The 13,747-nt window shown below is 66.3% G+C and carries 8 protein-coding genes; 4 read left to right on the plus strand and 4 right to left on the minus strand.

The window, feature by feature from the left end:
• Positions 1-143: 143 nt before the first annotated feature.
• From IE191_RS18630 to IE191_RS18645, 4 genes are read right to left on the minus strand one after another with little or no spacing between them, the layout of a single operon-like run.
• Positions 144-2,165, minus strand: coding sequence for an acetyl-CoA carboxylase biotin carboxylase subunit (locus IE191_RS18630; protein ID WP_191325887.1), 2,022 nt, complete (start codon positions 2,163-2,165; stop codon positions 144-146).
• 17 nt (positions 2,166-2,182) lie between these two features.
• Positions 2,183-4,459, minus strand: a complete 2,277-nt coding sequence (gene scpA, locus IE191_RS18635) for a methylmalonyl-CoA mutase (RefSeq protein ID WP_191325888.1) — start codon at positions 4,457-4,459, stop codon at positions 2,183-2,185.
• Positions 4,446-4,883 carry a methylmalonyl-CoA epimerase gene (gene mce / locus IE191_RS18640; protein WP_191325889.1) on the minus strand — a complete coding sequence of 146 codons (438 nt, stop codon included), beginning with the start codon at positions 4,881-4,883 and terminating at the stop codon, positions 4,446-4,448. Before mce ends, scpA begins: the two co-directional genes overlap by 14 nt.
• Positions 4,884-4,899: 16 nt before the next feature.
• Entirely contained in the window at positions 4,900-6,426 is a 1,527-nt protein-coding gene (locus IE191_RS18645; RefSeq protein ID WP_191325890.1) for an acyl-CoA carboxylase subunit beta, read from the minus strand.
• Positions 6,427-6,563: 137 nt separating this feature from the next.
• On the opposite strand from IE191_RS18645, the gene IE191_RS18650 reads away from it, so the two are divergent.
• The 4 genes from IE191_RS18650 (at position 6,564) to bcsA (ending at position 13,747) form a co-directional block, all read left to right on the plus strand.
• Positions 6,564-7,973, plus strand: coding sequence for a helix-turn-helix domain-containing protein (locus tag IE191_RS18650; RefSeq protein WP_191325891.1), 1,410 nt, complete (start codon positions 6,564-6,566; stop codon positions 7,971-7,973).
• A gap of 193 nt (positions 7,974-8,166) precedes the next feature.
• Positions 8,167-8,541 carry a hypothetical protein gene (locus IE191_RS18655; protein ID WP_191325892.1) on the plus strand — a complete coding sequence of 125 codons (375 nt, stop codon included), beginning with the start codon at positions 8,167-8,169 and terminating at the stop codon, positions 8,539-8,541.
• Positions 8,541-9,296: a cellulose synthase operon protein YhjQ/BcsQ gene (locus IE191_RS18660; protein WP_191325893.1), complete on the plus strand. Its 756-nt coding sequence runs from the start codon at positions 8,541-8,543 to the stop codon at positions 9,294-9,296. The genes IE191_RS18655 and IE191_RS18660 overlap by 1 nt, the downstream gene beginning before the upstream one ends.
• Positions 9,293-13,747 carry a UDP-forming cellulose synthase catalytic subunit gene (bcsA, locus tag IE191_RS18665; RefSeq protein ID WP_191325894.1) on the plus strand — a complete coding sequence of 1,485 codons (4,455 nt, stop codon included), beginning with the start codon at positions 9,293-9,295 and terminating at the stop codon, positions 13,745-13,747. The genes IE191_RS18660 and bcsA overlap by 4 nt, the downstream gene beginning before the upstream one ends.

Here is a 13,747-nt window from a genome sequence, read left to right on the forward strand (position 1 = left end):
CTTCACACGCGGCTTCACGTTGTAGTCGATCACCCGCTTCACGCAGACCAGGGCTTTCATCGCACTCGTGCCTTTCCCATGAATTTTGCAGCGATGTAATTCACGCTTACGTAAACGTCAACTAGCCTTCCGGTCAGGCGCGCTCATTCCATCTCGAGAATGATCGCGTCCACCGCCAGGCTTTCGCCGGCCTTGGCGTGCACTGTCTTGACCGTGCCGCTCTTTTCCGCGCGCAGGATGTTTTCCATCTTCATCGCTTCGACCACGGCAAGCGGCTGACCGGCTTCGACGCTGTCGCCCTCGGCCACGTTGAGACTGACCAGCAGGCCGGGCATCGGGCAGATCAGGAAGCGCGAGAGATCGGGCGGGATCTTTTCGATCATGTGCGCGCGATAGGCGGCGACGCGGGCGGGCAGCACCTGAACCTGGTGGATCGCGCCGCGCGTGGTGAGCTGGAAGCCGCCGCGCGTGGGCTTGACCTTCACGCCCAGCACGTCGCCATCGACTTCGGCCTCCACCAGGCTGTCGCCGGGGGTATATTCCATGGCAAGGTCGAGCAGGGCACCGTCCACGGTGACTTCGTCCCCGGCCAGTTCCACGGCAAAGGTCTGGCCACCGACCAGCACCGACCACTGCGAGGGCGGGCGCAGCCGCTTGCCGAGCTGGCCGTCGACGCGCCGCGCGCGATCGGCCCGCGCGGTGGCGAGGAACGCGGCAATGCCCGCCAGCGCGCGCTGGAGTTCGGCCGAGGCCGGGGCGCCGTGGAAACCTTCGGGATATTCCTCGGCAATGAAGCCGGTGGTCAGCTCGCCCGAACGGAAGCGCGGATGCTGCATGATCGCGCTGACGAAATCGATGTTGTGGCCCAGCCCCTCGATCTCGAAGGCGTCGAGCGCGGCGATCTGGCGGTCGGCGGCTTCGTCGCGGGTCTGGCCCCAGGTGACCAGCTTGGCGATCATCGGATCGTAGAACATCGAGACTTCGCCGCCTTCATAGACGCCGTCGTCCACGCGCACGCCATCCACCCCGCGCCGGCCATTGGCCTGGCCATCGTCGGTCCAGCCGGCGAGCGGCGGGCGATAGCGCACCAGGCGCCCGGTGGAAGGCAGGAAGCCGCGATAGGGGTCTTCGGCATAGACGCGGTTTTCGATCGCCCAGCCGTCGATGCCGATATCGTCCTGGGTCATCGCCAGCTTTTCGCCAGCGGCAACGCGGATCATCTGCTCGACCAGGTCGATGCCGGTGATCGCCTCGGTCACCGGGTGCTCCACCTGGAGGCGGGTGTTCATTTCCAGGAAGTAGAACGACTGGCCGGTCTTGTCCGCGCCCGAGACGATCAGTTCGACCGTGCCGGCGGAATAATAGCCCACGGCGCGGGCCAGGGCGACGCATTGCTCGCCCATGGCCTTGCGCATCTCCGGGCTGACGAAGGGCGAGGGGGCTTCCTCCACCACCTTTTGGTGGCGGCGCTGGATCGAGCATTCGCGCTCGTTCAGATAGAGGATGGTGCCGTGCTGGTCGCCCAGGATCTGGATTTCGATGTGGCGCGGGTTCTCGATGAACTTTTCGATGAACACGCGATCGTCGCCGAACGAATTGAGGCCTTCGCGCTTCACGCTTTCAAAGCCTTCGCGCACGTCCTTTTCGCTGAACGCCAGGCGCATGCCCTTGCCGCCGCCGCCGGCCGAGGCTTTCATCATCACCGGATAGCCGATCTCGCCGGCAATGCGCACGGCATGGTCGGTATCGTCGATTTCGCCCACGTAGCCGGGCACCACGTTGACGCCAGCGGCCTTGGCCAGCTTCTTGGATTCGATCTTGTCGCCCATCGCGGCGATCGCGCCGACGGGCGGCCCGATGAAGGCGATGTTCTCGGCGGCCAGCGCTTCGGCAAAGCTGGTGCGTTCCGAGAGGAAGCCATAGCCGGGGTGAACCGCCTGCGCGCCGGTCGCCTTGCACGCGGCGATGATCTTTTCGGGGATCAGGTAGGATTGCGCGGCCGGGGCCGGGCCGATGTGCACCGCTTCATCGGCCATCTGCACGAAGGGCGCGAGCGCATCGGCATCGGAATAGACCGCCACGGTGGCAATGCCCATGCGGCGTGCCGTCTTGATCACGCGGCAGGCGATTTCGCCACGATTGGCGATGAGGATTTTCTTGAACATCACGCTCTCCCGTCCCGTCATTCGCCCAGCGGCGGCATGTTGTGGCCCAACAGGCGCAGCATGTCGGCGGCGCATTCCACCACGTTGGAGCCGGGGCCATAGATCCCCTGGACTCCCGCTTCGCGCAGGAAATCATAGTCTTGCGGCGGGATCACGCCGCCTGCGACAACCTTGATATCGCTCCGCCCGGCCTCGCGCAGGCGCGCGATCAGTTCGGGGATCAGCGTCTTGTGCCCGGCCGCGAGCGAGGATGCGCCGATGGCATCGACGTCGCTGGCCAGCGCCAGCACGCAGGTTTCCTCCGGCGTCTGGAACAAGGGGCCGCTGGTCACGTCGAAACCCATGTCGCTGAACGCCGAGGCGATGACATTGGCGCCGCGATCGTGGCCGTCCTGGCCCATCTTGGCGACCAGCAGGCGCGGCTTGCGGCCGAGGCGCCGGGTGACCGCCTCGACGCCCTCGATCACCTGGGCATAGCGCGCATCGGCGGCATAGGCCGCGCCATAGACGCCCTTGACCGGGGTGGGGGTGGTGCCGTGGCGGCCGAACACGGCCTCCATCGCGTCGGAAATTTCGCCCAGCGTGGCGCGATGGCGCGCGGCTTCGACCGCGAGGGCGAGGAGGTTGCGGGTGAGGTCTGGGGTGTGGCTCGGGACAGGCCCTTCGGCGTTGCTCGGGACAGGCCCTTCGACCTCGCTCAGGACAGGCCCTTCGACAGGCTCAGGGCGAACGGGGGAAGGGGATGCATTTTTCTCTGCGTCCGTTCGGGCTGAGCTTGTCGAAGCCCCCGCGCGCGCCGCTTCGGTCAGGGCGCGCAAGGCAGCCTGGCAGGCCGCTTCATCGCGGCTGGCGCGCACCTGGTTGATCCGCGCGATCTGCGCCTCGCGCACGGCGTGGTTGTCCACTTCCAGCGTCTCGATACGGTCTTCGCTCGCCAGGCGATACTTGTTGACGCCAACGATCACGTCTTCGCCCTTGTCGACGCGGGCCTGGCGGGCGGCGGCGGCTTCCTCGATCATCGCCTTGGGCCAACCGGCGGCAACGGCCTTGGCCATGCCGCCTTCGGCTTCGACCCGCTCGATGATCGCCCAGGCCTGGTCGACCAGTTGCTGGGTGAGCGCCTCGATGTAGTACGATCCGCCGAGCGGATCGACCACGTTGCACATGCCCGTCTCTTCCTGGATCACGATCTGCGTGTTGCGGGCGATGCGCGCGGAAAAGTCGGTGGGCAGGGCGATCGCTTCATCCAGCGCATTGGTGTGTAGCGACTGGGTGCCACCCAGCATCGCGGCCATGGCCTCGATCGTGGTGCGGATGACGTTGTTGTAGGGGTCCTGTTCCTGCAAGCTGACGCCCGAGGTCTGGCAGTGGGTGCGCAGCATCTTGCTGCGCTCGTCCTTGGCGCCCAGTTGCGTCATGGCGCGGTGCCACAGCACGCGCGCGGCACGCAGCTTGGCCACTTCCATGAAGAAGTTCATGCCGATGGCGAAGAAGAACGACAGCCGCCCGGCAAACTTGTCGATATCGAGGCCCGAGGCGACGCCGTACTTCACATATTCCATGCCATCGGCGATGGTGAAGGCCAGCTCCTGCACTTGCGTGGCGCCGGCTTCCTGCATGTGATAGCCGGAAATCGAGATCGAATTGAACTTGGGCATCCGCGCACTGGTGAAGGCAAAGATGTCCGAGATGATCCGCATCGAGGGTTCGGGCGGATAGATATAGGTGTTGCGGACCATGAACTCCTTCAGAATGTCGTTCTGAATGGTTCCGTCCAGCTTCTCGGTGGCAACGCCCTGTTCCTCGCCCGCGACGATGAAGAAGGCCAGGATCGGGATGACCGCGCCGTTCATCGTCATCGATACCGACATCTGGTCGAGCGGGATGCCGTCGAACAGGATCTTCATGTCCTCGACGCTGTCGATGGCGACGCCAGCCTTGCCGACATCGCCCACCACGCGCGGGTGGTCGCTGTCATAGCCGCGATGGGTGGCGAGGTCGAAGGCCACCGACAGGCCCTTTTGCCCGGCGGCGAGGTTGCGGCGATAGAAGGCGTTGGATTCTTCCGCCGTGGAAAAACCGGCATATTGCCGGATCGTCCAGGGGCGGCCGGCATACATGCTGGCGCGCACCCCGCGCGTGAACGGGGCAAAGCCGGGCAGGCCGGGGTCTGACGTCACATCATCGGCGGTGTAGAGCGGCTTGACCGCGATGCCTTCGGGCGTGTGCCAGGTGAGATCCTTGCCTTTCACTTCCTTGGCGGCGAGGGCTTCCCAGTCCTTAATGGTCCCCACGGGGCGTCTCCATGATTTCGGTGAGCTGGCCCAGCATGTCCTTGGGGTGCAGGAAGAAGATCGGCGTGCCATGGGCGCCGATTCGGGTGGGGCCAAGGATGCGCTTGCCCTGGGCGGTGAACCAGGCGCGCGCGGCCTCGATATCGGCGACTTCGTAGCAGAGGTGATGCTGGCCGCCGGCCGGGTTCTTGGCCAGGAAACCGGCGATGGGGCTGGTTTCGCCCAGCGGCTCGATCAGTTCGATCTGCGTGCCTTCCGTGCCTCCCTGGCCCGGCGTGTTGACGAACGCCACTTTCACGCCCTGCTCGGGCATGTCGAAGGGCTGCGTGATCAGGCTCGCGCCCATCACGTCGCGGTAGGTGGCGATGGCGTCCGGCATCGAGGGCACGGCCACGCCGACATGGTTCAAACGACCCAGTTTCATGCGTTTGCGCGCCTTCTTACAACGGGATGTTGTCGTGCTTCTTCCACGGGTTTTCGAGGGCCTTACCGCGCAGCTTGCGCAGGCCCAGCGCGATGCGCCGCCGCGTGGAATGGGGGTGGATGACCTCGTCGACAAAGCCCTTGGCCGCCGCGACGAAGGGATTGGCGAAGCGGTCTTCGTATTCCTTGGTCCGGTTCGCGATCTCTTCGGTGCCCAGGCCGCGGAAGATGATTTCCACCGCGCCCTTGGCGCCCATCACGGCGATTTCGGCGGTAGGCCAGGCATAGTTCAAGTCGCCGCGCAGATGCTTCGAGGCCATCACGTCGTAGGCGCCGCCGTAGGCCTTGCGGGTGATCACGGTGATCTTGGGCACGGTCGCCTCGCCATAGGCGAACAGCAGCTTGGCGCCGTGCTTGATGATCCCGCCCAGTTCCTGCGCGGTGCCGGGCAGGAAGCCGGGCACATCGACGAAGGTGATGATCGGAATGTCGAAAGCATCGCAGAAGCGCACGAAGCGCGCGGCTTTCTTCGACGAGTTGATGTCGAGCACGCCGGCCAGCACCAGCGGCTGGTTGGCGACGACGCCGACCGTGCGCCCTTCCACCCGGCCGAAGCCGCAGATGATGTTGGCGGCGTGGCCCGGCTGGATTTCGAAGAACTCGCCTTCGTCCACCACCTTGGCGATCACTTCGTGCATGTCATAGGGCTGGGTGGGCGAGGCCGGGACCAGCGTGTCGAGGCTTTCCTCCAGGCGGTCCCACGGGTCGGACGTGGGGCGCTCGGGCACGCCGCTGCGGTTGGTCAGCGGCAGATAGTCGAAGAATTCGCGCGCGGTGAGCAGCGCCTCGATATCGTTTTCCAGCGCCAGGTCGGCCACCGAGGTCTTGGTCGAGTGCGTCACCGCGCCGCCCAGTTCCTCTTGCGTGACGATCTCGTTGGTCACCGTCTTGACCACGTCCGGGCCGGTGACGAACATGTAGCTGGAATCCTTCACCATGAAGATGAAGTCGGTCATCGCCGGGGAATAGACCGCGCCCCCCGCGCAAGGCCCCATGATCAGCGAAAGCTGCGGCACCACGCCCGAGGCGAGCACGTTGCGCTGGAAGATCTCGGCATAGCCGCCAAGCGAGGCGACGCCTTCCTGGATGCGCGCGCCGCCCGAATCGTTGAGGCCGATCACCGGCGCGCCGACTTTCATCGCCATGTCCATGATCTTGCAGATCTTCATCGCGTGGCGTTCGGACACCGCGCCGCCGAACACGGTGAAATCCTGGCTGAACACGAAGACCAGGCGGCCGTTGATCGTGCCCGATCCGGTGACCACGCCATCGCCGGGGATGCGGTTTTCGGCCATGCCGAAATCGACGCAGTTGTGCTCCACATAGGCGTCGATTTCCTCGAAGCTGTCTTCATCGAGCAGCACGTCGAGCCTCTCGCGCGCGGTCAGCTTGCCCTTGGCGTGCTGGGCATCGATCCGGCGCTGGCCGCCACCCAGGCGCGCGGCGGCGCGGCGGCGTTCCATCTCGGCAATGTTGGCTGACACTGGCACCTCTCGCTTTGCAAGTTTGCAGAATTGCTCCCGCGATGCCGCAGGGCGGGGGCGCTGTCCAATGTTAATCTGCAAAGTTGCAAAGCGATACTTTGCAAACAAGCGAGCCCGTGATAGCCGATGGCCCGATCATGGCACGTCGTCCTCTCTTTGCCGGGCAACCCTTGCGCGCGCTGCGCCAGCGCCGCGGCTTGCGCCAGGCGGACATGGCCGGCGCGCTGGGCATCAGCGCCAGCTATCTCTCGCAACTGGAAAACGACGAGCGGCCGCTGACCCCGGCCCTGACCGACACGCTGATCGCCACGTTCCCGGTGGACTGGGCCGACCTGGCGCCCCCGGCGGCCGACGATCTGGCCGAAGCGCTGCGCGGCGCGCTGGCCGATCCACACCTGTCGGCCAGCCCACCGGGCGAGCAGGTGGAGCGGCTGGCCCGCCAGTTTCCCGACCTGGCGCGCCAGGTGGTGCAGCTTCACACGCTTTACACCCAGACCCGCCAGCGGCTGGACATGATGGACGAGACGATCGGCGCCAGCCTGGCCGCCGGCGGGCGCCTGCCGTGGGAGGAAGTGCGCGACTGGTTCCACCACGCCGGCAACTATGTCGATGCGCTCGATCGCGCGGCGGAAGACCTGGCGGCGCGGATCGGGCAGGGCGAACCTTCGCCCGACATTGCCCAGATGCAGGCCTGGCTGGCGGGCGAGGGGGTGGCCGTGGTGTGGCGCGGCGGCGGGCCGGTGCGGCGCTATGACGCGCGGGCACGGGTGCTCACGCTCGATTCCACCCAGCCGCTCGAATCCAGCCGCTTCCAGCTCGCCTACCAGGTCTGCGCGATTGCGCTGGCCGATGGGATCGCCGGGATCGTGGCCGAGGCACCCTTGCGCAGCGAGGCGGCGCGGCATCTCTTGGCGGTGGGGCTGGGCAACTATGCCGCCGGGGCGCTGACGATGCCCTATACCGCCTTTGCCCAGGCGGCGCGCGCCCTGCGCCACGATGTCGACCGGTTGCGCCAGCCGTTCCACACCAGTTTCGAGCAGGTGTGCCACCGCCTGTCCACGCTGCAACGCCCGCAGGCGCGGGGGATTCCGGTGTTCTTCTGCCGGGTCGACATGGCCGGCAACGTGACCAAGCGCCATTCGGCCACGCGCCTGCAATTCGGGCGCTATGGCGGCGCCTGTCCGTTGTGGATCGTGCACGAGGCGGTGGCCATTCCCGACCGCATCCACGTGCAACTGGCCGAAATGCCCGATGGCGTGCGCTATGTCTCGATCGCCAAGGGGCTGGTGAAGCCCTCCGGCTCCTATTACCGCCCCTCGCGCCGCTATGCCGTGGCGCTGGGGTGCGAGGCGGCGCTGGCCAGCGAGTTCGTCTATGCCGACGGGCTCAACCTGGCGAGCGAGGAGGCGGTGGCGCGGATCGGCGCCTCGTGCCGCACCTGCCCGCGCGACACCTGCGACCAGCGCGCCTTCCCGCCCAGCGACCGCGCCATCGCAGTCGACCCGGCGCAGCGTACTCATGTGCCCTACCGCATCGTCACCGGCTAGAAGAGCCGCCGAATCGGTAGGAGCCGGTCTCGCCGCCGATTAACCCAGGTTATCGATTTAGGACGGTTAAATTCGGTGACCGTTGCAAAACCCCGCAGATTCGGGCTGTTTCCGGCGTGCGGGGCGGCTCGGGAAGGCATTTGTTAACCATTGTCTGCAACACCTCTGCGGAGATTACTGAGGGGTTTGCGCTATGCGGGCAGATGCAAAGGTCTTGTTGGAGCGGCTGGGGAAGAGCGATTTTCGCTATCGCGAATTCGTCGATCGCTTTGCCGATCTGGAAAGCTGGCCGATCTTCGAAGCCCTGCTCAAGGATCCCCGGATCATGCCGCAGGACGAGCTGCCGGCGATGGAAGCGGCTGAGCCGGGCGACAGCGTGCGCCAGCCGGCGCCCCGCGCGCAGCCGACTGCTCAGCCGCGCGTTGTGCCGGTGGTGAGCCCCAAGCCGGCGCCGCAGCCCGAAGCCGCCCCCAGCCTGTTTGGCCGTTATGGCCGCCCCGAACGCGCCCAGAACATCCGCTCGCTGCTGCAACGCCTGTCCGATGCGGTCGAAGGGGGAGATGCCTGATGGCCCTGATCCTGTTCCACAGCCCGCGTGGCGGCACCGGCACTTCGTTCCTGGCGGCTACCACCGCGATTGCCCTGTCGCGCGCCGGGCACGATGTCACGGCGCTCGATCTGGCGCAGCGCGGCACGCTGCAACTGCATTTCGGCATCGGCCCGAACGAGGCGCTGCCCGCGCTCGACGCGCCGGCCGATGAGGCGGCGAGCGCCTCGGTCCAGGGCGTGGCGCTGCGCAGCGCTGCGGCCATGGTGCGCCAGCCCGACTTTGCCGAGGCCCTGGCCAGCGGCGAGATCGGCTTTGGCGGCGAGCAGGTGTTCGTGGCCGATATCGCCAGTGGCGATCGCCACTTGCGCGATCTGCTGCTGCCCTATGCCACGCTGGAAATCTGCCCGCTGACTGCCACGGCCGAATGCCTGATGATGCTGCCGGTGGTGAACGACGGGGGCCTGGCCAAGACCTGTTTCGTGATGAGCATGGTGGAAGATACCCGCCGCTTCGCCCGCCATTCGGTGGGCTTCCTGCGCGAATTGCTGGGCGATCGCCTGCTCGGCCAGGTGCGCCGCGACGAAGCGGTGATCGAGGCGGGCGCGATGCTCCAGCCGCTGGGCCGCTATGCGCCGCACAGCGCCGCGCTGGCCGACACCATCGGCCTGGGCGAGACGGTGGCGGCCCTGCTCGCTGACTTGATCGACGAAGACGAGAGCGACGGGCTGGATGTCGATCCGGCCGGCCAGACCGGAAAGAACCGCGCCGCATGATCGCCCTGCTTCGCAATCCCGCCAATCTCTTGCGCCTGGGCACGTTCGTGCTGCTGGCGCTGACCGCGCTGGTGGTGATCGGCGTGCCGCTCGATCTCAAGCAGCAGTGGCTGCTGGCCGGCGGCACGATCGTGGGCATGATGGTGCTTTCGCGCTGGAAGTCGCGCAAGGGCTCGCTGGCCATCGGCATCCTCGCGATCATCACGTCCACGCGCTACATCTTCTGGCGCACCACGCAGACGCTGTCGTTCGGCACGCCGTTCGAGGCGCTGTTCGGCACCGGTCTCTATCTTGCCGAACTCTATGCCTGGGTTCTGTTGATCCTCGGCTTCCTCCAGACCACCTGGCCGCTCGAACGCCCCGTGGCGGAAATCGAGGGCGATCCCGAAACCTGGCCGACGGTGGACGTCTATATCCCGACGTACAACGAGAGCCTGGATATCGTGCGCAACACCGTGTTCGCCGCGATGGACATGGATTACCCGCACGACCGCTTCAAGGTGTTCATCCTCGACGATGGACGCCGCCCGGAATTCCGCGCCTTTGCCCGCGAGGCCGGCTGCGGCTACATCACCCGCGACAACAACCTGCACGCCAAGGCGGGCAACCTGAACGCGGCGATGAAGAAGACCGAGGGCGAGCTGATCGCGATCTTCGATTGCGACCATGTGCCCACCCGCGCCTTCCTGCAACTGACCGTGGCCTATTTCCAGAAGGAGCGGAAGCTGGCGCTGATGCAGACGCCGCACTTCTTCTATTCGCCCGATCCGGTGCAGCGCAACCTGGCCACGGCCAAGAACATGCCGGGCGAAGGCGACTTGTTCTATGGCCCGGTGCAGGGCGGCAACGACTTGTGGAACGCCACCTTCTTCTGCGGCAGTTGCGCGGTCATCCGCCGCGAGGCGCTGATGGAAACCAACGGCTTTGCCGGTGAAACGGTGACCGAGGACGCGCATACCGCGCTAAAGCTGCAACGCACTGGCTGGTCCACCGCCTATATCAGCGCGCGCCTTTCGGCGGGCCTGGCCACCGAGCGCCTGGTGCTGCACATCGGCCAGCGCATCCGCTGGGCACGCGGGATGACGCAGATCCTGCGCATCGAGAACCCGCTGCTCGGCCCCGGCCTGAAGTGGCAGCAGCGGCTGTGCTACCTCAATGCCATGCTGCACTTCCAGTTTCCGCTGCCGCGCATCTGCTTCCTGACCAGCCCGCTGGCCTACCTGATCTTCGGCCAGAACATCATCGCGGCCTCGGCCTCGCTGATCTTTGCCTATGCCGCGCCGCACCTGTTCTGCTCGCAGGTCACTGCCGAGCGTTCGCAGGCCGGGGAACGCCGCCCGTTCTGGGGCGAGGTCTATGAAACCATCCTGGCGTTCCACCTGGTGGCGCCCACGGTGATGACCTGGTTCAACCCGCGCAAGGGCAAGTTCAACGTGACCGACAAGGGCGACCTGCTCGATCGCACGTTCTTCGACTGGGCCATCGTCAAGCCGCACCTGATCTGCATGGCCACGATCGTGTTCGGCATCGTGCTGGCGATCGGCAAGCGCGTGTTCTTCCAGCACCTGTTCAACGTGCAGCTCGATACCCTGGCGCTCAACGTGGCCTGGGCGCTTTTCAGCCTGATCATCCTGACCGCCGCCGTGTCGGTGGCGCGGGAAACCCGCCAGGCCCGCCAGACCATCCGCGTGAGCGCTGAACTGCCTGTGGCGGTTCACTTTTCCTCGGGCCACGTGGTCGATGGCACGACGATCGACATCTCCATGGGCGGGGCCGCCATCGAACTGCCGGCCGAACTGCCGGTGGGCGATGCCACGGTCACCGACATTGTCCTGGCGATGGGCGATGATCGCCTGGCGGTGCCGGTGGAGACAGTGCGCCGTACGCGCGGCCGTGCATTTGTCCGCTATCAGCCGCTTGACACACTGGGCCAGCGCAGGCTTGTTCGTGCCGTTATGGGACGGGCGGACGCCTGGCAGCGCGCCGCGCCGCCGGAAATCGTGCCGGGTCTGCGTTCGCTGAGGGATATTCTGTTGGTCGATGTCTTGACGATCAAGCGCATGCTCTTGCTCAACCGTGCCGAGCGCAAGGCCGCCAAGGAAGACCAGCGCCGCGCCGCCGAAGCCGCCAAGGCCGCCGCGCGCCTGGCCGAGGAGCAGGCCAAGGCCGATGCGAAAGTCGCCGCCAAGGAAGAAAAGCGCAAGAAGCGCGCCGCCATGGCCGCTGCTGCCGCGATGTTCCTGGCGCTGCCGCTCGTCGGCGGGCTGCTGGCGCCGCAGCCGGTTCAGGCAGCGACTGTGGCCGCTCCGGCGGCAGCGGCGACCTCGGCCGGGGGCGTCGCCCGCGAGCGCCTGACGTTCAAGGACTTGCGCATCAAGAACGCCGTGCGGCTCCAGGGCACGCGCGGCGAAATCTCGATTCCCTTTGGCGTGCGCAAGAACCAGGTGGTGACCGACGCCTCGATCACCCTGCAACTGGCCTGGTCCCCCGCGATGCTGGGCGACCTGTCGCAACTGGTGGTGCTGGTGAACGGCGAAGTGGTGCAGACCGTGCCGCTGCGTCCGCAGGATTCGGGCGGCCAGGTGCTGACCCTGCCGATCAACCCGGCGCTGTTCCTGCCCGGCGACAACCAGCTCAACCTGCGCCTGATCGGCCATTATGCCCGCGATTGCGAAGACCCGTTCAATTCCGTGCTCTGGGCCAATGTCAGCAACACGCGCTCGTGGCTCGACATCACCACCCAGGCGCTGCCCAACGTGCCCGATCTGTCGCGCCTGCCTGGGCCGTTCTTCGACCGTGCGCTCAACACCACGCTGAAGATGCCGTTCGTGTTCGCCGGGCAGCCGCACAAGGGCGAACTGGAAGCCGCCGCCGCCATGGCCGGCTGGCTGGGCTCCATGGCCAGCTATCGCGGCTTCTCGTTCCAGCCGCTCTATGGCCAGATGCCCACGGGCAACGCGATCGCTTTCCTCAAGCCCGGGCAGAGCCTGCCGGGCCTCAACATGCCGGTCACCGGCCCTTCGGCAGCGGTGGTGCGCAACCCGCGCGATCCCTATGGCACTGTGCTGGTGATCATGGGCCGCGATGATGGCGAGCTGCGCCTGGCTGCGGCCGCCGTCTCTTCGGGCCGGGGCGTGTTCGGCGGCGCCAAGATGAATTTCGACGGGGCGCGCGTGCCCAGCTATCCGCGCTATGGCGCGCCGCGCTGGATCACCACCGATCACGCGGTCAAGCTGGGCGAGATCATGGAGCCTTACGCGCTCCAGGGCATGGGCCTGCCGCCCGGCCCGCTGACCGCGCGGTTCCGCGTTGCGCCCGACCTGTTCTTCTGGCCACGCCAGGGCGGCACGCTCAACCTCACCTATCGCTATCCGCTGGCCAAGTGGATGGATCGCAAGGCCTCGCGCCTCGACATCTCGATCAACAGCCAGTTCCTCAAGACTCTGCCGCTCGCGGGAAGCTGGTGGAGCGACTGGTTCGGGGCGAGTGGGGCCAAGAGCTTTGACGGGTCCGCCAGCCTTACCCTGCCGCGCTACAACCTGTTCGGCCAGAACGACCTGGTGTTCGATTACAACCTGATCCTGGCCGACAAGCAGAAGTGCACCGGCACCCTGCCCGACAACGTGCGGGTGGCGATCGATCCGACCTCCACGATCGATCTCAGCCACGCCTACCACGCGCTCGAAATGCCCGATCTCGCCACCTTCGCGGGCGCCGGCTATCCGTTCACGATCCGCCCCGACCTGGGCGAGACGACCGTGCTGATGAGCCGCAACCCGACGCCGGCCTCGGTCGAGGCGTTCCTCAACCTGATGGGCCGCTTTGGTGACAGCACCGGCATCGCGCCCACCGGAGTGACCGTGGCCGAAGGCATCGATCCCGATCGCCTGTCGAGCCAGGACATCCTGGTGATCGGCAGCTCGGCGATTGCCGGGGCCGGCCAGGTCTTTGCCAACGCGCCGCTGCACTGGGACGGGCATGGGCTGAAAGTCTCGGAAAAGAGCCCGCTGCAATACGTGACCTCGCTGTTTTCCGATCGCGGCCTGACCAACGAGGCCGATGTCGAGCCGATGATCCACGCCGCGCGCGGCTTTGCCGGCATCGTCAGCTTCCAGTCGCCCTATGCGTCTGACCGCACGGTGGTGGCGCTGGTGGCCGATGATGCGGCCGACCTGCCGCCGCTGGTCGATGGCATGGCCGACTCCAAGATCAACGCGCAGATCCAGGGTGACCTGTCGGTGGCAACCGGCGATGGCATGTCCAGTTTTGCCATTGGTTCAACCTATTGGGTCGGCAGCCTGCCGATCTGGATGAAAGTGGCGTTCTGGTTCAGCCAACGCCCCTTGCTGATGGCGTTCGGTACGCTCATTCTGGCGCTGGGGCTCACCGGCCCTGCCTATGCCTATTTCCGCCGTCAGGCCCGCCTCCGCCTGGGTGCAAAGGATGAATGA

The organism is Novosphingobium pokkalii, assembly GCF_014652855.1.
In the GTDB taxonomy this organism is placed as follows: Bacteria; Pseudomonadota; Alphaproteobacteria; order Sphingomonadales; family Sphingomonadaceae; genus Novosphingobium; species Novosphingobium pokkalii.

Bases quoted from the DNA above. Each gene is read 5' to 3' on its own strand.
- bcsA (WP_191325894.1), top strand. From the start codon at position 9,293: ATGATCGCCCTGCTTCGCAATCCCGCCAATCTCTTGCGCCTGGGCACG.
- IE191_RS18660 (WP_191325893.1), top strand. From the start codon at position 8,541: ATGGCCCTGATCCTGTTCCACAGCCCGCGTGGCGGCACCGGCACTTCG.
- IE191_RS18655 (WP_191325892.1), top strand. From the start codon at position 8,167: ATGCGGGCAGATGCAAAGGTCTTGTTGGAGCGGCTGGGGAAGAGCGAT.
- IE191_RS18630 (WP_191325887.1), bottom strand. From the start codon at position 2,165: ATGTTCAAGAAAATCCTCATCGCCAATCGTGGCGAAATCGCCTGCCGC.
- mce (WP_191325889.1), bottom strand. From the start codon at position 4,883: ATGAAACTGGGTCGTTTGAACCATGTCGGCGTGGCCGTGCCCTCGATG.
- IE191_RS18650 (WP_191325891.1), top strand. From the start codon at position 6,564: ATGGCACGTCGTCCTCTCTTTGCCGGGCAACCCTTGCGCGCGCTGCGC.